At 64.6% G+C, this 19370-nt stretch carries 18 protein-coding genes; 2 read left to right on the top strand and 16 right to left on the bottom strand.

What is annotated here, in order from left to right; genetic code table 11:
* Positions 1-48: 48 nt before the first annotated feature.
* The 16 genes from E8M83_RS15490 to rpsB all read right to left on the bottom strand — a co-directional run bounded on the left by E8M83_RS15490 (position 49) and on the right by rpsB (position 15649).
* On the bottom strand, positions 49-834 hold the full coding sequence (locus E8M83_RS15490) for an RNA methyltransferase (RefSeq protein WP_137174219.1): 786 nt from the start codon (positions 832-834) through the stop codon (positions 49-51).
* Positions 831-1499: a ribonuclease HII gene (gene rnhB, locus E8M83_RS15495; protein ID WP_229491547.1), complete on the bottom strand. Its 669-nt coding sequence runs from the start codon at positions 1497-1499 to the stop codon at positions 831-833. The genes E8M83_RS15490 and rnhB overlap by 4 nt, the downstream gene beginning before the upstream one ends.
* Entirely contained in the window at positions 1496-2677 is a 1182-nt protein-coding gene (lpxB, locus tag E8M83_RS15500; RefSeq protein ID WP_137174220.1) for a lipid-A-disaccharide synthase, read from the bottom strand. The genes rnhB and lpxB overlap by 4 nt, the downstream gene beginning before the upstream one ends.
* Complete coding sequence (gene lpxA, locus E8M83_RS15505; protein WP_137174221.1) at positions 2661-3449, bottom strand: acyl-ACP--UDP-N-acetylglucosamine O-acyltransferase; 789 nt, start codon at positions 3447-3449, stop codon at positions 2661-2663. Before lpxA ends, lpxB begins: the two co-directional genes overlap by 17 nt.
* A 10-nt stretch (positions 3450-3459) precedes the next feature.
* Positions 3460-3957 carry a 3-hydroxyacyl-ACP dehydratase FabZ gene (gene fabZ / locus E8M83_RS15510; protein ID WP_137174222.1) on the bottom strand — a complete coding sequence of 166 codons (498 nt, stop codon included), beginning with the start codon at positions 3955-3957 and terminating at the stop codon, positions 3460-3462.
* On the bottom strand, positions 3954-5003 hold the full coding sequence (gene lpxD, locus E8M83_RS15515) for a UDP-3-O-(3-hydroxymyristoyl)glucosamine N-acyltransferase (RefSeq protein ID WP_137174223.1): 1050 nt from the start codon (positions 5001-5003) through the stop codon (positions 3954-3956). Before lpxD ends, fabZ begins: the two co-directional genes overlap by 4 nt.
* A 38-nt stretch (positions 5004-5041) precedes the next feature.
* Positions 5042-5593, bottom strand: coding sequence for an OmpH family outer membrane protein (locus tag E8M83_RS15520; protein ID WP_137174224.1), 552 nt, complete (start codon positions 5591-5593; stop codon positions 5042-5044).
* Between the two features lie 39 nt (positions 5594-5632).
* On the bottom strand, positions 5633-7969 hold the full coding sequence (gene bamA, locus E8M83_RS15525; protein WP_137174225.1) for an outer membrane protein assembly factor BamA: 2337 nt from the start codon (positions 7967-7969) through the stop codon (positions 5633-5635).
* A gap of 94 nt (positions 7970-8063) precedes the next feature.
* Positions 8064-9401 (bottom strand): RIP metalloprotease RseP, encoded by a 1338-nt coding sequence (gene rseP, locus E8M83_RS15530; protein ID WP_137174226.1) that lies wholly within the window; start codon positions 9399-9401, stop codon positions 8064-8066.
* Positions 9402-9417: 16 nt separating this feature from the next.
* Positions 9418-10593 (bottom strand): 1-deoxy-D-xylulose-5-phosphate reductoisomerase, encoded by a 1176-nt coding sequence (ispC, locus tag E8M83_RS15535; protein WP_137174227.1) that lies wholly within the window; start codon positions 10591-10593, stop codon positions 9418-9420.
* A gap of 12 nt (positions 10594-10605) precedes the next feature.
* Positions 10606-11436, bottom strand: coding sequence for a phosphatidate cytidylyltransferase (locus E8M83_RS15540; RefSeq protein ID WP_137174228.1), 831 nt, complete (start codon positions 11434-11436; stop codon positions 10606-10608).
* Positions 11436-12185 carry a polyprenyl diphosphate synthase gene (gene uppS, locus E8M83_RS15545; RefSeq protein WP_137174229.1) on the bottom strand — a complete coding sequence of 250 codons (750 nt, stop codon included), beginning with the start codon at positions 12183-12185 and terminating at the stop codon, positions 11436-11438. Before uppS ends, E8M83_RS15540 begins: the two co-directional genes overlap by 1 nt.
* Positions 12186-12337: 152 nt before the next feature.
* Entirely contained in the window at positions 12338-12898 is a 561-nt protein-coding gene (frr, locus tag E8M83_RS15550) for a ribosome recycling factor (RefSeq protein WP_137174230.1), read from the bottom strand.
* A gap of 27 nt (positions 12899-12925) precedes the next feature.
* Entirely contained in the window at positions 12926-13642 is a 717-nt protein-coding gene (gene pyrH, locus E8M83_RS15555; RefSeq protein WP_137174231.1) for a UMP kinase, read from the bottom strand.
* A 214-nt stretch (positions 13643-13856) separates the two neighbouring features.
* Entirely contained in the window at positions 13857-14765 is a 909-nt protein-coding gene (gene tsf / locus E8M83_RS15560) for a translation elongation factor Ts (protein ID WP_137174232.1), read from the bottom strand.
* Between the two features lie 134 nt (positions 14766-14899).
* Positions 14900-15649, bottom strand: a complete 750-nt coding sequence (rpsB, locus tag E8M83_RS15565; RefSeq protein ID WP_005667508.1) for a 30S ribosomal protein S2 — start codon at positions 15647-15649, stop codon at positions 14900-14902.
* A gap of 263 nt (positions 15650-15912) precedes the next feature.
* Here rpsB and map point away from each other — a divergent pair, with 263 nt between their 5' ends.
* The gene (gene map / locus E8M83_RS15570; RefSeq protein WP_137174233.1) at positions 15913-16758 is read left to right on the top strand and encodes a type I methionyl aminopeptidase; all 846 of its coding nucleotides are present in this window, start codon (positions 15913-15915) and stop codon (positions 16756-16758) included.
* A gap of 10 nt (positions 16759-16768) precedes the next feature.
* The gene (locus E8M83_RS15575) at positions 16769-19351 is read left to right on the top strand and encodes a [protein-PII] uridylyltransferase (protein ID WP_137174234.1); all 2583 of its coding nucleotides are present in this window, start codon (positions 16769-16771) and stop codon (positions 19349-19351) included.
* The last annotated feature ends 19 nt before the right edge of the window (positions 19352-19370 follow it).

Raw genomic sequence — 19370 nt, forward strand, 5'->3', positions numbered from 1 at the left:
CCCAGCCGCCAGCCTACGCGAAGCGGTGGAAGCCGTCCATACCCAAGGCTACATCTGCTGCTGGCGCAGACCTTCGAAGAAGCATACGGCGGCGCAGGCCGCGACGTTAAGCGACTCCACCTGGCCAGCATGCGGCACCGCGACCCGGTGCGTGGCAAGCCGCAATAATTCGTCCGACACGCCCTGCCCCTCGTGGCCCAGCACCCAGGCCACCGGCTGGCGCAAGTCCATCGCATACAGCCGCTCGGCCGCGTAGCCGCTGGTGGCCAGCACCGGCACCGATGCTTCGCGCACCAGCTGCGCCAGCTCCACTTGCTCGAAAATCTCCAGCACGAAATGGGCGCCCATCGCGGCGCGCAGCACCTTCGGCGACCAGCAGAAGGCAGTGCCGGGACTGCAATAGACTTGCTTGATGCCGGCCGCCGCGGCGCTGCGCAGGATCGAGCCGACGTTGCCGGGATCCTGCACGCCGTCCAGCAGCACGCTGGGGCCATGCAGGCCCGGTGCACTCGATGGCTGTGGCGAGTCGATCACGAACAGCAGGTGCACGCCGTGCTCCACCTGGCTGATGGCGTTGAACAGCGCGTCGGGAAGCGCCGTCACCGGCGCGTTCACGGCGTCGCAACGGGCGACGATGGCCTGCACTTCGGCGTTGCCGAGCGCTCCCTCGGATACCACGCAGTGGCGCGGCGCGCCGCGCAGGTCGAGCCAGCTCTGGCACAGGTGCACGCCGTCGAGCAGGCTTTGTCCGGCCTTGCGCCGCGCCTGCGAGCTGGTGGCGAGACCTTTCAGGTCCTTGTAGAACGCGTTGTCGCGCGAGCTGATGGTTTTCATGCTGCTTCTGTTTCAATCAAATAGCTGCCGAACAGGTCGACCTGCAGCAGGTTGCGTACCGGCGCGAACGAACGGCGGTGCGCAGGCGACGGGCCGTGCGCGCGCAGGCGTTCCAGGTGCAGCGGCGTGCCATAGCCCTTGTGCTGGTCGAAGCCGTATTGCGGATACAGGCCATGGAGCTCGACCAGCGCCGCGTCGCGCGCCGTCTTGGCCAGGATCGATGCGGCCGAGATGGCGTTGACCTTGTCGTCGCCCTCCACGATCGCATGCGCGCGCACGTCCATCTGCGGGCAGCGGTTGCCGTCGATCAGGGCCAGGGTCGGCACCGTGTGCAGCGCCTCCACCGCGCGCCGCATCGCCAGCATGGTCGCCTGCAGGATGTTGATACTGTCGATCTCTTCGCACGAGCATTCGGCGATGGCCCAGGCCAGCGCATGTTCGCGGATCAGGGGCGCCAATTGGTCGCGCCGCGCCTCGCTCAGCTTCTTCGAGTCGCGCAAGCCCTCGATCGGACGGCGCGGATCGAGGATCACGGCGGCCGCGAACACGGGGCCGGCCAGCGGACCGCGGCCCGCCTCGTCGACGCCGCACACGATGTCGAGCGCGGTGAATGGACGGCCGCGCGTCGGCAGCCCCGGATACAGGTTGACCTTCTTCTTGCTCATGCCATGTCGCGCGCGCCAACGGCATCGCGGCCTATCACTTTCAATACCGCCTCGGCGCTTTCGCGCGCGCTGTCGCGCAGCAGGCTGTGGTGCATCTCGAGAAAGCGCGCGGCGAGCCGTTCGCGGCCCGCTGCATCATGCAACTGGGCCCATACGGCGTCGGCCAGGGCTTCGGGCGTGGCCGCGTGCTGGATCAGCTCGGGCACCAGGAATTCGCGCGCCAGGATGTTCGGCAGGCCGATCCAGGGCTGGTAACCCATATGGCGCATGATCATATACGACGCCGCCATCACTTTATAGGCGATCACCATCGGCTTCTTGAACAGCGCGACTTCCAGCGTCGCGGTGCCGGAAGCGACCAGCACCGCGTCGGCGGCGGCGATCGCCGTGTGCGAGCCGGCATCGGTCAGCTGCAGTTCAACGTCCTGCAAACCGGCCCTGACCACGATCTCGTCGAAATACGCGCGCTGGCGCTCGCCGACCATCGGCACCACGAAGCGCAGCCCAGGGTCGCGCGCCGCCAGCAGCTTCACGGCGCGCACGAACGGCTCGGCCAGGTATTTCAGCTCGCCCATGCGGCTGCCCGGCATCACCGTCACCACGCGCGCGTCAAGCGCAAGGCCGAGGGAGCGGCGCGCAGCGGCCACGTCGGGCCCCAGCGGAATCGTCTCGGCCAGCGGATGCCCGATATACGTCACCGGCACGCCCGCCTCGCGGTAGATCGCTTCCTCGAATGGGAAGATAACCAGCATATGCGAGACCGCGCGCTGGATCTTCTTGATCCTTCCCCCGCGCCAGGCCCAGATCTGCGGCCCGATGAAGTGGACGGTCGGGATGCCGGCCGAGCGCAGCTGCTCTTCCAGCCCGAGATTGAAACCGGGGTAGTCGGCGCCGATGAAGGCGCTGGGCCGTTCCGCGATCAGGCGATCGCGCAAGCGGTTCTGGATGCCCTTCAGTTCGCGATAACGGGGAATGACTTCGAACAGGCCGCGCACCGTGAGCGTGTCCATCGGGGCATCGCTCACGAGCCCCTGCTCGATCATGCGCGGCCCGCCGATGCCGTGGAAGCGCGCGCCGGGAAGCGCCGGACGCAAGCCCGCCAGCAGGCGTGCGGCAAGCATGTCACCGGACGCCTCGCCGGCTACCAGGGCCAGGGAAATATCAGCGGACGATGCCACGGGTGGCAGTACCGAGGAATTCGCGCAGCAGGCGGATATCGCCGGCGGCCGCAGGCAGGCGCTCTTCCTCCGCCTGCAGGGCGGCCTTCGCCTCCTCCAGGGTCAGGTTCGAGCGATACAGCAGTTTATACGCGCTGCGGATCCCATCGAGCTGCTCGCGCGAGAAGCCGCGCCGCTTGAGGCCTTCGAGGTTCACGCCGCGCGCACCGGCCGGATTGCCCGACACCAGCACATACGGCGGCACGTCCTGGGTCAGGCTCGTATACATGCCGATGAAGGCATGGGCGCCGATCTTGCAGAACTGGTGCACGCCGGCGTAGCCCGACAGGATCGCCCAGTCGCCCACCTGCACATGGCCCGCCAGCTGCGCATTATTCGAAAAGATGGTGTTGCTGCCGACCTGGCAGTCGTGCGCCACGTGGACGTAGGCCGAGATCCAGTTGTCGCTGCCCACGCGCGTGACGCCCTCGTCCTGGACCGTGCCCAGGTTGAAGGTGACGAACTCGCGCACCGTGTTGCGGTCGCCCACTTCCAGGCGGGTCGGCTCGCCGTTCCACTTCTTGTCCTGTGGCGCGCCGCCGATCGAGCAGAACTGGAAGAATTTATTGTCCTTGCCGATCGTCGTGTGGCCTTCGATGACCACGTGCGGACCGACCACGGTGCCGGCGTCGATGCGCACATTCGGCCCGATGATCGAATACGGGCCGACCTCCACCGAGCTGTCCAGCTCGGCCCTGGGGTCGACGATCGCGGTCGAATGAATTTTGCTCATCTAGCGCTCCTTACTCGGCTGCCGCTTCAGGGCCTTTCATGGTCGCCTCGGCGGCGCCGCGGATGGTGCACATCAGCTCACCCTCGACCGCCACCTTGCCGTCGACGGTCGCCACCGCCTTGTACTTCCAGATGCCGCGCGCCACGCGCAGGATCTCGACTTCCATGCGCAGCTGGTCGCCCGGCTCCACCGGACGCTTGAAGCGCGCATTGTCGATGCCGACGAAGTACACCACCGAGTTCTCGTCGGGCTTGACGTTCATGGTCATGAACGACAGGATGGCCGCGGTCTGCGCCATCGCTTCGATCATCAGGACGCCCGGCATCACCGGCTTGTGCGGGAAGTGGCCGTTGAAGAATTCTTCGTTGGCGGTGACGTTCTTGATCGCGACGATGCGCTTGCCCAGTTCGACGTCCAGCACGCGGTCGACCAGCAGCAGCGGATAGCGGTGCGGCAGGTATTCCTTGATCTGGGTGATGTCGAGGGTCTTGGTTTCCGGAGTAGTCATTTTTGTTCTGTCAGGTTTCTGATGGTTTTCTCGAGCGTGCGGATCTTGGCGCGCATTGAATCGAGGTTGCGCACGATCGCGGCGCTGCGTTCCCATTCGGCATTCTTGGCCAGCGGGTAGAAGCCGGTGTACTGGCCCGGTTCGAGGACCGAGCGCGACACCATGCTGCCCGAAGAGATATGCACGTTGTCGGCGATCTCGAGGTGGCCCAGCACCATGGCGGCGCCACCGAAGGTGCAGCGGCTGCCGATCTTGGCGCTGCCGGCCACGCCGACGCAGCCGGCCATCGCCGTGTGGGCGCCGATATGGCAGTTGTGGCCGATCTGGATCTGGTTGTCGAGTTTTACGCCATCCTCGATCACGGTGTCGTCCAGCGCGCCGCGGTCGATCGTGGTGTTGGCGCCGATGTCGACGTCGTCGCCGATCAGCACGCGGCCGGTCTGCGGGATCTTGAGGTATACGCCCGCTTCGACCGCGAAGCCGAAGCCGTCGGTGCCGACCACGGCGCCCGAATGCAGGATGCCGCGCTTGCCGATGCGGCAGCGCGCATGGAAGGTCACGTTCGCGAACAGGTGCGTGTATTCGCCGATCGCGGCCTCGCGGCCGACGAAGCAGCCCGAATCGATCACCACGTGGGCGCCGATGACTGCGCCCTCTTCGATGGTCACGTGCGGCCCGACGTGGGCGGTCGGATCGACCGTCGCGCCAGGCGCGACCACCGCGCTCGGATGGATGCCGGGCACGGGCGCGATCTCGGTCAGCGACACGAAGTACTGCGCCGCGCGGGCGAAGTAGGCGTAGGGGTTGGTGGTGACGATGCGCGCGCCTTCATAGGTCGCGGCCACCGTCGGATCGTCCAGCGGCGACAGGATCAGGGCCGCCGCCTGGCTCTGCGCGGCCAATGCGCGCAGCTTGCTGTTGCTGAGGAAGCTGATGTGCGAAGCGCCGGCGCTGTCCAGGGGGGCAATGGCCTGGACCTCGAGGTCCGGGTCGCCCACCAACTGTCCGCCGAAGCGCTCGACCAAATCGCCCAGTCGAATGCCCATCTCGGTCTTTCCAGTGTGAGTCAAAAAACGGTACTGCCTTACTTGTCGAGCAGCTTGAGGATCTTGTCGGTGATGTCGACGCGCGGGCTCACCCACGCCGCCTCGACCAGCACCGCATCGAGCTTTTCCTGCTCCGCGACCTGCTCGACCAGCTTGTAGGCCTTTTGCGCGATCGCGGCGCGCTCTTCGTTCTTGCGCTGTTGCAGGTCTTCCTGGAACTCGCGCTGCATGCGTTCGACGTCCTTCTGCATGTTGTACAGCTCGCGCGCGCGGCGGGTGCGGTCGAGTTCCGACAGGTTCGCCGCCTCGGCGTCGAACTTCTCGGAGGTCTGCTTGTACTTGCCGACCATCTCCTCGACCGCCTTCTGGCGCTTCGAGAACTCGGCGGCCAGCTTGGCGTCGGCCGACTTGGCCATCTTGGAGTCGGTCATCAGGCGCTCGGTATAGACGAAGCCGATACGACTGCTGGTCGGCTGCGCCTGCGCCTGTGCCTGTGCCAGCGGCGCTGCGCACACGGCGGCCAGCGCCAGCGAGGCGCCCAGCGTCGGCTTCACTTTACCGGGTAGCGAGTCAATCAGATTTTTCAACATAAGTCTCTCGCAATCGTTCTTCAGGTCACCGTGGGCCGCTTAGAAACCGGTACCCATCTGGAACTGGAAGCGCTCCAGGCGGTCGCCCGGCAGCGAATTCAGCGGCTTAGCATAACTCAACTTGAGCGGGCCCACCGGGGAAATCCAGGACAGGCCGATACCGGCCGAGTAGCGGAACTCGTCGAAACGGATCTTCGCATCCTCCTGGAATACCTGGCCGCCGTCCACGAAGGTGAACCAGCGCAGGCTGCGGTCGGTGCCGCTGCCGGGGAACGGGAACTGCAGCTCGGCGTTGGCGATGATCCGCTTGGAGCCGCCGATCGCATCGTAGTAACGCGGATCGACCACGCCCAGCGACGAGCTCTCGTAGCCGCGCACCGAGCCGATGCCGCCGGCATAGAAGTTCTTGAACACCGGGTAGGCGCTGCCGCCGATGCCCTTGCCGTAATCGAGCTCGCCGCGCAGGGCCAGCGTCATCCAGCGGGTCAATGGACGCCACCATTGATGCTCATAGACTGCGCGGTAGTACTTGGCGTCGCCGATGGCGTCGATCTCGAGGTTGGCGCGCTGGTAGCGGCCGCGGGTCGGGGTCACGGCGCTGTCGCGGGTGTCGCGGCCCCAGGCCGCGGTCAGCGGGATCGCCACCGTGGTGGCCTTGCCGATACCGCTGGCTGGGCCGCCATTCTGGCGCACGAAGGTCTGGTAGATGGTCGGCGAAGTCTGGTCGGTTTCCAGCTCGGTGCGTTCCAGGCCGGCGCCGAAGAAGACGGTGTCGGATTCGGAGAACGGCACGCCGAAGGTCAGGTTGCCGCCCATCTGGCGCACGGTGTACGAACCGATGTTCAGCGCCGGCGGACGCGAGGTGCGCAGGTACAGCGAGAACGCGCGCGAGATGCCGTCATCGGTAAAGTACGGATTGGTCTGCGAGAACGCGATCGTGCGGTTGTACTTGCTGGTATTGAGTTCGATGCCGACCGTGTTGCCGCTACCGGCGAAGTTGGCCTGCGAGATCGACGCGGTGAAGGTGAACTTCTCGGATTGCGAGAAGGCGCCGCCGATCATGAAGTTACCGGTCGGTTTTTCTTCGACCGCGATGTTCACGTCGACCTGGTCCGAAGTGCCGGGAGACTCCGGCGTCTCGACCTTCACGTCCTTGAAGTAGCCCAGGCGGTCGACGCGGTCGCGCGAGAGCTTCACGCGGTTGGCGTCGTACCACGAGCTTTCGAACTGGCGGAATTCGCGGCGAATCACCTCGTCGCGGGTGACCGTATTACCCGAGATATTCATGTGACGCACATAGGCGCGCTTGCCCGGATCGACGAAGAAGGTGAACGCGACTTCGCGCTTCTCGCGATCGAGTTCCGGATTGGCCGTCACGTTGGCGAAGGCATAGCCGAAGGTGCCCAGGCGATCCGAGATCAGCTTGTTCGTCGCTTCCTGCAGGTCGCCCACGTAGGTCTTGCCCGGCTGGAGCATGATCAGCTGCTTGAGTTCATCCTCGCGGCCGAACATCTCGCCTTCGAGCTTGACGCTCGAGACGGTGTACTGCTCGCCCTCGGTGATGTTGAGGGTCAGGTAGATGTCGCGTTTATCGGGCGTGATCGACACCTGCGTCGATTCGACGTTGGCTTCGAGGTAGCCGTGGTTCAGGTACCAGGACTTGATGGTCTCGAGGTCGCCGGTCAGCTTTTGCTTGGAATACTGGTCGGCCTTCGAGTACCAGGTGAACCAGCCCGACGGGCGCAGTTCGAGCAGCTGGCGCAGCTGCTTGTCGGAAAAGGCCTTGTTGCCGACGATATTGATGCCCTTGATCTTGGCGACATCGCCCTCGTCGATATTGAACATGACCGTCACGCGATTGCGCTCGATCGGGGTCACGGTGGTGGTGATCTTGACGCCGTACAGGCCGTGCGACAGGTACTGGCGCTTGAGCTCTTGTTCAGCGCGGTCGACCGAGGCTTTGTCGAAAATGCGGGTCTGGGCCACGCCGATCTCGGACAGCGCCTTGACCAGCATGTCCTTCTCGAATTCCTTGGTGCCGGTGAAATCGACCGACGAAATGGCCGGACGTTCCTCGACCAGCACCACCAGCACGCCATTTTCTTCCTCCAGGCGGATGTCCTTGAAGAAGCCGGTGGCGTAGAGTGCCTTGATGGCGCTCGAGGCCTTGACGTCGTCGAAGGTCTCGCCCACGCGCACCGGCAGATAGCTGAACACGGTGCCTGCTTCTGTCCGCTGGATGCCTTCGACCCGGATATCCTTGACGACGAACGGGTTGGCGGCCAGCGCATTACTGGCGCACAGGGCCATCACGGCAGCGCCGATCAAGCTGCGACGAATGAACGGCAGGGCAAAACGATCTGGTTGTGATTTCATTGGCTGGATCAAAGGGTCAGTCATTTGGACAACGATTGCATATTATTTTGTGCCGGGGATTTCCGCGCTGGTAGCCGGGAGCGAATGCAGGCCGCTAGAGCAGCCGCACCAGGTCATTGAAGACGGCGAGCGCCATCAGCATGAACAGCAGGCCGACCCCGGCGCGCTGCGCGAACTCGCCGACGCGCGCAGGAAGGGGACGCCCGGTCAAAACTTCCAGCGAATAATACAGTAAATGGCCACCATCCAGAACTGGAATTGGTAACAAATTCATTACGCCTAAGCTGATACTAATAAAGGCAATGAACTGTAAATAGCTCACGAGACCTATTCTCGCAGTCTGTCCGGCATAATCGGCGATGGTAATGGGACCGGTCACATTCTTCCAAGATGCTTCCCCGGTAATCATCTTCCAGATCATCTTGAGCGTCATCACACTGGTTTCCCAGGTCCGTTCCGCGCCGCGCGCGATCGCCTCGAACGGGCCGGAACTGACGGTGACCATCTCGGGTCGCTGCGCCACCATGGCCTTGATCACGCCGCGTCCATTCGCATCCGGCTCCGGGGTCAGGGTCAGGGCCACGGGACGACCCGCACGCTCCACCTCGAGCGCCATCGGCTTGCCGGGCGACGCCCGCACCGCCTCGATGAAGGCGATGCCGTCGACCACCGGCTCACCGCCGGCGCGCAGCACCAGGTCGCCGTCCTGCAGGCCGGCGCGCTGCCCTGCCCCATCCGCGATCACCTTCTCGATGCGCGGCTGCGGGCGCCACAGGTCCAGGCCCAGTTCGGCCATCACGTCGGTCTCGACGTCGAGCCGGCCGACCACTGCGGCCGGCAGGGTCGCGCCATAGCTACCGCCGTTGGCGCTGCGCAGCTCGAGGCGCGCATCGGCTTTATCCACCGCCGCATGCACGATCTGCCAGCGCAGCTCGGTCCACGAGCGCACCGCGTTGCCGTTCACGGCCACCACGGTGTCGCCGCCGCGCACACCGGCCCTGGCCGCCTCGGACGCGGCCGGGGCCGCACGCAGGCGCGCCGAGGGCTCGTCGACGCCATGCATATACAGCGCGGCCATCAGGCCGATCGCCAGCAGGAAGTTGGCCAGCGGGCCGGCGGCCACGATGGCGATCCGCTTCCAGACGTTCTGGCGCGTGAATTCGCGATCGAGATCGGCATCGTTGGTGGGCGCGGTCTCGGGGTCGCGCGCGTCCAGCATCTTGACGTAGCCGCCCAGCGGCAGCGCGGACAGCGCCCATTCGGTCTGGTCCTTGCCGAAGCGGCGCGACCAGACCACGCGGCCCATGCCGACCGAGAAGCGCAGCACCTTGACGCCGCAGGCACGCGCCACCAGGTAGTGGCCCAGTTCGTGGATCACGATCAGGGGGCCGAGCGCCAGCACGAAGGCCAGCACGGTGTAGAGCATGGTCATGGTTCGGTCCAGGGGGTCAGTGCGGCAGGCCTGCGATCGCGTCGATGGTGGCGGCGCGCGCACGCGCGTCCTGGGCCAGCACCGCCTCGATCGACGAGGCCGGGCCGTGCGGCACGACGTCCAGCGCGTCGCGAATCACGCGGTCGATGTCGCGGAAACCGATGCGGCGCTCCAGGAAAGCCTGCACCGCCACCTCGTTGGCCGCGTTCAGCAGGGCCGGGGCGGTGCCGCCCGCGCGCAGGGCGTCGAAGGCCAGCGCCAGGCAAGGGAAGCGCTCCAGGTCAGGCTGCAGGAACTGCAGCGCGGCCATTTGCGTCAGGTCGAGCTGGGCCACGCCCGAGTCGATCCGCTCCGGGTAGGCCAGCGCATTGGCGATCGGGGTACGCATGTCGGGATTGCCCAGCTGGGCCAGCACCGAACCGTCCACATACGAGACCATCGAGTGGATCACGCTTTGCGGATGGATCACCACCTCGATCTGGTCGGCCGTCGCGCCGAACAGCCAGTGGGCCTCGATCACCTCGAGGCCCTTGTTCATCATGGTGGCGGAATCGACCGAGATCTTGCGGCCCATGACCCAGTTGGGGTGCTTGCAGGCTTCGTCCGGAGTGACATGCTCGAGCGTGTGCACCGCGCGGTTCAGGAACGGGCCGCCGGACGCCGTCAGCAGGATCCTGGCCACGCCCGAAGCGGCGGGCACACGGCCATATGACGACGGCAGCGACTGGAAGATCGCATTGTGTTCGCTGTCGACCGGCAGCAGGGTCGCCTTGTGCTCGCGCACCGCATCCATGAACAGCTGGCCCGACATCACCAGCGCCTCTTTATTCGCCAGCAGGATCTTCTTGCCGGCGCGCGCCGCCGCCAGCGTCGGCGCCAGGCCGGCCGCGCCGACGATCGCGGCCATCACGATATCGGTGTCGGGACTGGCGGAAATCTCGCACAAGGCTTGCTCGCCATATTCCACGCTGGTAGGCAGGTCGGCGATCAGGGCGGCCAGCTGCGCCGCGGCCTCCGGGCTGCCGACCACCGCGCGCTGCGGGCGGAACTGGCGGCAGGCGGCTGCCAGTTCTTCAACGCGCGAATGCGCGCTGAGCGCGTAGACACGGTAGCGGTCGGGATGGCGCGCCACCACGTCGAGGGTCGAGGCGCCGATCGAACCGGTGGCGCCCAGGATGGTAATGCCTTGCATGGAAACTTCCTTCTAGAGCCGGGTGGCGATCAGGGCCGCCAGCGGCAGGACCGGCACGAGTGCGTCGATCCGGTCCAGCACGCCACCGTGGCCGGGCAGCAGGTTGCTGCTGTCCTTCATGCCGGCACGGCGCTTGAGCTGGGATTCGAACAGGTCGCCGACCACGCTGGCGACGACGATGAGGGCGATGACGGCCAGCATGCCGAGCCAGCCGAAGCTGGCCTGCACGCGCACCGCGAAGGTATTGGCGAGAAGCTCTCCGCCGAACACGACGGTGAGCGAGGCCAGCAGCAGGGTCACGATGCCGCCGCCGATGGCGCCTTCCCACGATTTACCGGGCGAAATCGACGGCGCGAGCTTGTTCTTGCCAAAGGTCTTGCCGCACACATAGGCGAAGATGTCGGCCGACCACACGATGACGAGCACCGACAGCAGGAACAGCGCCGAGTACTGGAACAGCATCACGATGGCGGCGAAGCAGGCCACCAGCGAGATCGCATAGAGCAAACTGAGCAGGGTGTTGGGCGTACTGGCCAGCGGCGGCAGGCCCAGCTTGAGCGTGGGTGCGAAGCGCAAGGCCCACAGCAGTGCGCCGATGGCGAACCAGAAGGTCGGATCGCCCTGCTCGCGCATGAAGAAGGCATAGGCGAAGGCCAGGGTCCAGGCTCCCGCGATCGCCAGCGCGCTCCTGGCGCCCGGATTGAACAGGCGGAAACACTCCCAGATCGCCGCCCCGAAGAAGACCGAGGCGACCACCGCGAACGCCGTAGGGTTGTTGGAATACAGTACCGGCAGCAAGACTGCCAGCAGGACGAGCGCGGTGAGGATCCGGGTCTTGAGCATCAGTTCGTCTTCTTCGCTACTTGGGCGCTGGTCTGGCCGAATCGCCGTTCGCGTCGCTGGAACGAAGCAATTGCCTCGTCCAGCGCCTCGGGCGTGAAATCGGGCCAGAAGGTACCTGTGAAATGCAGTTCGGCATACGCCAGCTGCCACAGCAGGAAGTTCGAGATGCGTTCCTCGCCGCCGGTACGGATGAACAGGTCGGGTTCGGGCGCATACGCCATCGCCAGGTGCTCAGCCAGCATTTCCTCGGTATATTCGGTCACGCCGGGGTTGGCCTGCACCATCTTCCCCGTTGCCTGCATGATATCCCAGCGGCCGCCATAGTTGGCGCACACGGTGACGGTCAGGCGCGAGTTGCCGGCGGTGCGGCGCTCGGCATTGGCGATCATGTCCTGCAGCTTCGGGTCGAAGCGGCTCAGGTCGCCCACGACCTTGAGGCGAATATTGTTGGCATGCATCTTCGAGACTTCGCGCTCGAGCGCCGTCACAAACAGGCGCATCAGCAGCGACACCTCGTCGGCCGGACGCCGCCAGTTCTCGGACGAGAAGGCGAACAGGGTCAGGTATTCGACCCCGCGCAGCACGCAGGCTTCGACGATGCCGCGCACGGCTTCCACGCCCTTGACGTGGCCGGCCACGCGCGGCAGCAGGCGTTTGGTGGCCCAGCGGCCATTGCCATCCATGATGATGGCGATATGGCGCGGCACGGCGGGCGTGTCGGGTACGGCGGTGGTCGAACTTTTGAACATCTTTAATCCAGCAGGGGTGCGCCCGGACTTGCGTCCCGCGTGCGCACATGGCCAATGGTGAATTGGACAATCATAAGGTAGGCGGACCGGCCGCGGCAAGTCGCCGGGGCCGGTCCGCAGGAAAGCCGGATGACTTTGCCCTACGGCGAGCCTTACACCGTCAGGATTTCCTTCTCTTTCTCGCCCAGCAGCTTGTCGATGTCGGCCACGGCCTTGTCGGTCAGCTTCTGGATTTCGTCCGAGGCGCGGCGCTCGTCGTCTTCCGAAGCGGTCTTGTCCTTGACCATTTTCTTGAGTGCTTCGTTGGCATCGCGGCGGATATTGCGCACGGCAATCTTCGCATCTTCGCCTTCGGACTTGGTCAGCTTGACCATCTCCTTGCGGCGCTCTTCGGTCAGCGGCGGGGTCGGCACGCGGATCATATCGCCCTGCGACGACGGGTTCAGGCCCAGGTCGGCATCGCGGATGGCTTTTTCGATGGTGGCAGCCATTTTCTTTTCGAAAGGCTGGACGCCGATGGTGCGCGCATCGACCAGGGTCAGGTTGGCCACCATCGGCAGCGCGGTCGGGCTGCCGTAGTAGTCGACCATCACGTGGTCGAGGATGCCGGTGTGGGCGCGGCCGGTGCGGACCTTGGCCAGGTCGGCTTTCAGGGTCTCGATGGACTTGACCATGCGCTCTTGCGCGTTCTTTTTGACGTCAGCCAGGGACATGCTGCTCTCCTTATTGTTCAGTAAATATTAAACGTGTACCAGTGTACCTTCGTCTTCGCCCATGATCACGCGGGTAAGCGCGCCGGGCTTGACGATGGAGAACACCTTGATCGGCAGTTTCTGGTCGCGGCACAGCGCGAAGGCGGTGGCGTCCATTACCTGCAGGTGCTTGGCGATCGCTTCGTCGAACGAGATGTTCTCGTAACGGGTCGCGTGCGGGTCTTTCTTGGGGTCGGCGCTGTACACACCGTCGACCTTGGTGGCCTTGAGGACGATTTCGGCCGAGATCTCGGCGCCACGCAGGGCGGCGGCGGTATCGGTGGTGAAGAACGGGTTGCCGGTGCCGGCCGCGAACACGACCACTTTACCCTCTTCCAGGTATTGCAGTGCCTTCGGGCGCACGTAAGGCTCGACAACCTGCTCGATGCCGATCGCCGACATGACGCGGGCGGTGATGCCGACGTGGCGCATGGCATCAGCCAGCGCCAGGGCGTTCATGACGGTGGCCAGCATGCCCATGTAGTCGGCGGTGGCGCGGTCCATGCCCTGGGCGCCGGGGGCGACGCCGCGGAAGATATTACCGCCGCCGATCACGACCGCCACCTGCACGCCCAGCTTCGCCACTTCCGCCACGTCGGCCACCATGCGCTCGATGGTGGCGCGGTTGATGCCGAACTGGTCGTCGCCCATCAGCGCTTCACCAGACAGTTTCAGGAGGACTCGTTGGTAGGCTGGTTTTGTCATGGAAGCGGCTCCTAATAAATGTTTCGAATTCGGGTCTGGCCGGCGCCTCGCGGGCGGGCCTCATCAGTCCGGGGACGGATGGATTGTACGGCGGGAGCGGGCTGCAGGTCGCGCTGCTGGACCGCGTTTGCATGCCAAGCTACAACATCATTGTAACCACGCACACAAACCGCCCCACCTTAAAAAAACGGACCTTGCGGCCCGTTCTTTTCGATTACTGCTTGTTGGCAGCCATCTGTGCTGCGACTTCTGCTGCGAAGTCGTCGACCTTCTTCTCGATGCCCTCGCCCACCACGTACATGGTGAATGCCTTGACGCTGGTGTTCGATGCTTTCAGGTATTGCTCGATCGACTGCTTGTCGTTCTTCACGAATGCCTGGTTCAGCAGCGACACTTCTTTCAGGTACTTCTGCACCGAACCGTCGATACGCTTGGCGACGATTTCTTCCGATTGCGGCTGCTTGCCTTCGGCGACGGCCTTCTCGGCGTCTTCCTTGGCCTTCAGTTCGGCGACCGAACGCTCTTTTTCGATCATCTCAGCAGGCACTTGCTCCGACGACAGAGCGACTGGCTTCATGGCAGCGATGTGCATGGCCAGGTCCTTGCCGACTTGCTCGTCCGCGCCTTCGAAGTCGACGATGACGCCGATGCGGGTGCCGTGCAGGTACGACGCCAGCTTGCCGGTGGTTTCGAAACGCTGGAAGCGGCGCACGGTCATGTTCTCGCCGATCTTGCCGATCAGGGCGGTACGCACGTCGTCGAAGGTCTTGCCGTCGTGCGGCAGCGCTGCCAGGGCAGCGACGTCAGCCGGGTTGTTCTCGGCGACGAGCTTGGCGGCCAGGTTGACCATAGCCAGGAATTCTTCGTTCTTGGCGACGAAGTCGGTTTCGCTGTTGACTTCGACCAGCGCGCCGACGTTGCCGGAGATGTAGGTTGCCACGACGCCTTCGGCGGTGATGCGTGCCGATGCCTTCGATGCCTTGCCGCCCAGCTTGACGCGCAGGATCTCTTCAGCACGACCCATGTCGCCTTCGGCTTCGGTCAGTGCTTTTTTGCATTCCATCATTGGCGCGTCGGTCTTCGCGCGCAGTTCGCCTACCATCGCTGCAGTAATCGCTGCCATGTTGATTCTCCTAAATGTTTTATCCGGTTGCAGGCCGCTATCGAGCGTCCCACGGGTATTCAGCTTAAAAAAAGGGGGGCTCGTGTGTGCGGCGCCCCCTTCGATGTGTCAGCAGGCACCTAGCCTGCCGTCACTTATGCCTGCTCGGAAACTTCGACGAAGTCGTCGCCGCCAGCCTTGACCATTTCAACGACTTCGTTGGTGGCGTTGGCACGGCCTTCCAGGATTGCATCGGCGACGCCGCGTGCGTACAGGGTGATCGCTTTCGACGAGTCATCGTTACCTGGGATCACGTGGGTCACGCCTTCTGGCGAGTGGTTGGTATCGACGATGCCGATGACCGGGATGCCCAGCTTGCCGGCTTCGGTGATGGTGCCCTTGTGGTAGCCGACGTCGACGACGAAGATCGCGTCAGGCACGCCGCCCAGGTCCTTGATGCCGCCGATCGACTTTTGCAGCTTTTCCATTTCGCGCGAGAACAGCAGCGCTTCTTTCTTCGACATCTTCTCGACCGAACCGTCTTCGACTTGCGCTTCCATGTCTTTCAGGCGCTTGATCGAGGTCTTGATGGTCTTGAAGTTGGTCAGCATGCCGCCCAGCCAGCGCTGGTCGACGTAAGGCACGCCAGCGCGCTGTGCTTCAGCGGCGATGATGTCGCGTGCCTGGCGCTTGGTGCCGACCATCAGGATGGTGCCGCGGTTGGCCGAGATCTGCTTGATGGTTTTCATCGCATCCTGGTACATCGCCATGGTTTTTTCCAGGTTGATGATGTGGATCTTGTTGCGATGACCGAAGATGAACGGCGCCATCTTTGGGTTCCAGAAACGGGTCTGGTGGCCGAAGTGGATACCGGCTTCCAGCATTTCACGCATAGTAACGGACATGTAATTCTCCAGGGTTAGGTCTTGAATGTGGCCAGTCACCAGTCAGGCACCCTTTTAGGGCCACATTCGCGATTTCAATAAATAAATTAAGATGCTTTTTACAACATTGCCCGATACGAATCGGAGCAACCCGAGATTCTAGCGGGATTTGCCGTTTTATTCAAGCGTCACGTGGAGCCTGCGACCGCCCCGACCCTGAGGAAGGAATGTTTCCTCTATAATGGACCCTTATTGCACAGACTATTGCAGGATAAGAATCCACCATGGCATCCACACCCAAGACTCCCGACGAAATCGAAGGCATGCGCGTCGCCTGCCGCCTCGGCTCGGAAGTGCTCGACTACATCACCCCTTTCGTCAAGCCCGGCGTCACCACCGGCGAGCTCGACCGCCTGGCCTATGAGTACATGGTCAATGTCCAGGGCACGACCCCGGCCACGCTCAACTACGCCCCGCCCGGTTACCCACCCTTCCCCGGCTCGATCTGCACCTCGCTCAACGACGTGATCTGCCACGGCATCCCGGGCGACCGCGTGCTCAAGGCGGGCGACGCGCTGAACATCGACATCACGCCGATCACCAAGGACGGCTACCACGGCGACAACAGCCGCATGTTCCTGGTCGGCGAACCGTCGATCATGGCCCGTCGCCTGTCCGAGATCACCTTCGAATGCATGTGGCTGGGCATCGCCGCCGTCAAGCCGGGCAAGCACCTGGGCGACATCGGCCATGCGATCCAGCAGCACGCCGAAAAGGCCGGCTACAGCGTGGTACGCGAATTCTGCGGCCACGGCGTGGGCCGCGTGTTCCACGAAGAGCCGCAGGTGCTGCACTACGGCCGCCCCGGCACGCTCGAAGAACTCAAGCCCGGCATGATCTTCACCATCGAGCCGATGATCAATGCCGGCCGCCGCGACATCAAGGAAATGCCGGACGGCTGGACCATCAAGACCCGCGACCGCAGCCTGTCGGCGCAGTGGGAACACACGGTGCTGGTGACCGAGACCGGAGTCGAGGTGCTGACCATGTCGGCCGGCAGCCCGCCGCCGCCGGCCATCGTGCTGCCGCTGTTGAACCCGGGCGCGGTGCCGGCCCTGGCCGCGGCCTGAAGGACGGCCCATGGGACAGGCCGCCCTGCTCGACACCGCCCGCACCACCCTGCGCCAGCGCCTGAAGGCCGAACGCCAGTTGGCGTTCCAGTCCTTCCATGAAGACGGCAAGCCCGAAAAACTGCTGCGCGGCCTGCGCCAGATCGTCGACGGCGTCCTGCTCGATGCCTGGCAGGCAGCCGGCCTGCCAGCGGACACCGCCCTGGTGGGCGTGGGCGGCTACGGGCGCGGCGAACTGTTCCCGTATTCGGACGTCGACCTGCTGATCCTGCTGGGCCAGCCAGCCGACGCGATTACCCAGGCGCGCCTGGAAGGCCTGGTCCAGCTATTGTGGGACCTGGGCCTGGAGATCGGCCACAGCATCCGCACCGTCGACGAGTGCCTGGTCGAATCAAGTGCCGACATCACCGTGCAAACCAGCCTGCTCGAAGCGCGCCTGGTCACCGGCAGCACGCCGCTGTTCGAGGAACTGCAGCGCCGCTACCGCGACGCCCTCGATCCGCAAGCCTTCTTCCAGGCCAAGACCGCCGAAATGCGGCTGCGCCATGCCAAGCACGAATACACCGCCTTCGCGCTGGAACCCAACGTCAAGGAAAGCCCGGGCGCGCTGCGCGACCTGCAGGTGATCCTGTGGGTGGCCAAGGCCGCGGGCCTGGCCGACACCTTCGGCCAACTCGCCACGCGCGGCCTGATCACGCGCATGGAAGCGCGCCAGCTGATGGAAAAGGAGCGCGCCTTCAAGGACATCCGCATCCGGCTGCACCTGCACACCAAACGGCGCGAGGACCGGCTGGTATTCGACGTCCAGACGGCGATCGCCGGCAATCTCGGGCTGCAGGCAAATGGCGAAGGCCCGAACGCGCGCCGCGCCAGCGAATTCTTGATGCAGCGCTACTACTGGGCCGCGAAGACCGTGACCCAGTTGAACACGATTTTGCTGCAGAACATCGAGGCCCAGCTGTTCCCGCAGCCGGCGGTGGCGCACCCGATCAGCGCCCGCTTCACCCAGGTGGGCAGCCTGATCGACATCGCGGCCGACGACACCTTCGAGAAGACGCCGTCCGCGATCCTCGAGATCTTCGTGGCGATGACCGAGCGCCGCGAACTGAAAGGCATGACGGCGCGCGCGACCCGAGCGCTGTGGCATGCGCGCACCTTGATCGACGAGCCATTCCGCGCCGATCCGGCCAACAAGGCGCTGTTCCTGCGCGTGCTGCAGGCGCCGCGCGGCCTGGTGCATGCGCTGCGCCGGATGAACGAGTTCGGCATCCTGGGGCGCTACCTGCCGGCCTTCCGCAAGATCGTCGGCCAGATGCAACACGACCTGTTCCACGTGTACACGGTGGACCAGCACATCATGATGGTGGTGCGTAACCTGCGCCGCTTCACGATGCAGGAACACGCGCACGAATACCCGTTCTGCAGCCAGCTGATCGCCGACTTCCACGACCGCTGGCTGCTGTACGTGGCTGCGCTGTTCCACGACATCGCCAAGGGCCGCGGCGGCGACCACTCCAAGCTCGGCATGGATGACGCGCGCCAGTTCTGCCGCGAGCACGGCATCAACGAGCAAGACACGGAACTGGTGGTGTTCCTGGTCGAGCAGCACCTGACCATGTCGACCGTGGCGCAGAAGCAGGACCTGTCCGACCCGGATGTGATTGCGGCGTTTGCCGCCGTGGTCCGGGACGAGCGCCACCTGACGGCGCTCTACCTGCTGACCGTGGCCGACATCCGCGGCACCAGCCCCAAGGTGTGGAATGCCTGGAAGGCCAAGCTGCTCGAGGACCTGTACAAGGTCACCCTGCGCGTGCTGGGTGGCGAGCCGCACTCGGCCGACCGCGAGCTGCGCATGCGCCAGAAGGAGGCGCTGGCCACCCTGCGCCTGTTCGGCCTCGACGCCGGCATCCACGAACAGCTGTGGAAGCAGCTCGACGTGGCGTATTTCCTGCGTCACGACGCCTCGGACATCGCCTGGCAGACGCGCGCCCTGCACGACAAGGTCGATGCCGGCAAGCCTATCGTGCGCGCGCGGCTGGCGCCGATCGGCGAAGGCCTGCAGGTGGCGGTGTACGTCAAGGACCAGCCCGACCTGTTCGCGCGCATCTGCAGCTATTTCGACCGCAAGAACTTCAGCATCCTCGACGCCAAGATCCACACCACGCGCCACGGCTATGCGCTGGACAGCTTCCTGGTGGCCGACGAGAATTTCGCTGGCAGCTACCGCGACATCATCAGCCTGATCGAGCACGAATTGTGCGCGCAACTGCTGTCGCAAGAGGCGTTGCCGCCTTTGGCCCGCGGGCGCCTGTCGCGCGTGGCGCGCACCTTCCCGCTCACCCCGACCGTCGAACTGCGGCCGGACGAGCGCGGCCAGTTCCACGTACTGTCGATCGCGGCCAACGACCGCATGGGCCTGTTGTATGCGATCGCCAGCGTGCTGGCGCGCTACCGGCTGAACCTGCACACCGCCAAGATCATGACCCTGGGCGAACGCGTGGAAGACGTGTTCCTGATCGACGGACCGGCCCTGAACAATCCACGCACCCAGGTGCAGCTCGAGACCGACCTGCTCGACGCCCTCAAGGTTTGATTTTTTTCTTTTTACAGTA

Origin of the sequence: Massilia sp. HP4 (genome assembly GCF_005222695.1) — a bacterium.
Taxonomy (GTDB): Bacteria; Pseudomonadota; Gammaproteobacteria; order Burkholderiales; family Burkholderiaceae_D; genus Telluria.

Excerpts from the sequence above, each read along its gene's own strand:
- E8M83_RS15490 (WP_137174219.1), bottom strand. The coding sequence starts at position 834 with ATGAAAACCATCAGCTCGCGCGACAACGCGTTCTACAAGGACCTGAAA.
- rnhB (WP_229491547.1), bottom strand. The coding sequence starts at position 1,499 with ATGAGCAAGAAGAAGGTCAACCTGTATCCGGGGCTGCCGACGCGCGGC.
- lpxA (WP_137174221.1), bottom strand. The coding sequence starts at position 3,449 with ATGAGCAAAATTCATTCGACCGCGATCGTCGACCCCAGGGCCGAGCTG.
- fabZ (WP_137174222.1), bottom strand. The coding sequence starts at position 3,957 with ATGACTACTCCGGAAACCAAGACCCTCGACATCACCCAGATCAAGGAA.
- lpxD (WP_137174223.1), bottom strand. The coding sequence starts at position 5,003 with ATGGGCATTCGACTGGGCGATTTGGTCGAGCGCTTCGGCGGACAGTTG.
- E8M83_RS15520 (WP_137174224.1), bottom strand. The coding sequence starts at position 5,593 with ATGTTGAAAAATCTGATTGACTCGCTACCCGGTAAAGTGAAGCCGACG.
- bamA (WP_137174225.1), bottom strand. The coding sequence starts at position 7,969 with ATGAAATCACAACCAGATCGTTTTGCCCTGCCGTTCATTCGTCGCAGC.
- rseP (WP_137174226.1), bottom strand. The coding sequence starts at position 9,401 with ATGACCATGCTCTACACCGTGCTGGCCTTCGTGCTGGCGCTCGGCCCC.
- ispC (WP_137174227.1), bottom strand. The coding sequence starts at position 10,593 with ATGCAAGGCATTACCATCCTGGGCGCCACCGGTTCGATCGGCGCCTCG.
- E8M83_RS15540 (WP_137174228.1), bottom strand. The coding sequence starts at position 11,436 with ATGCTCAAGACCCGGATCCTCACCGCGCTCGTCCTGCTGGCAGTCTTG.
- uppS (WP_137174229.1), bottom strand. The coding sequence starts at position 12,185 with ATGTTCAAAAGTTCGACCACCGCCGTACCCGACACGCCCGCCGTGCCG.
- frr (WP_137174230.1), bottom strand. The coding sequence starts at position 12,898 with ATGTCCCTGGCTGACGTCAAAAAGAACGCGCAAGAGCGCATGGTCAAG.
- pyrH (WP_137174231.1), bottom strand. The coding sequence starts at position 13,642 with ATGACAAAACCAGCCTACCAACGAGTCCTCCTGAAACTGTCTGGTGAA.
- tsf (WP_137174232.1), bottom strand. The coding sequence starts at position 14,765 with ATGGCAGCGATTACTGCAGCGATGGTAGGCGAACTGCGCGCGAAGACC.
- rpsB (WP_005667508.1), bottom strand. The coding sequence starts at position 15,649 with ATGTCCGTTACTATGCGTGAAATGCTGGAAGCCGGTATCCACTTCGGC.
- map (WP_137174233.1), top strand. The coding sequence starts at position 15,913 with ATGGCATCCACACCCAAGACTCCCGACGAAATCGAAGGCATGCGCGTC.
- E8M83_RS15575 (WP_137174234.1), top strand. The coding sequence starts at position 16,769 with ATGGGACAGGCCGCCCTGCTCGACACCGCCCGCACCACCCTGCGCCAG.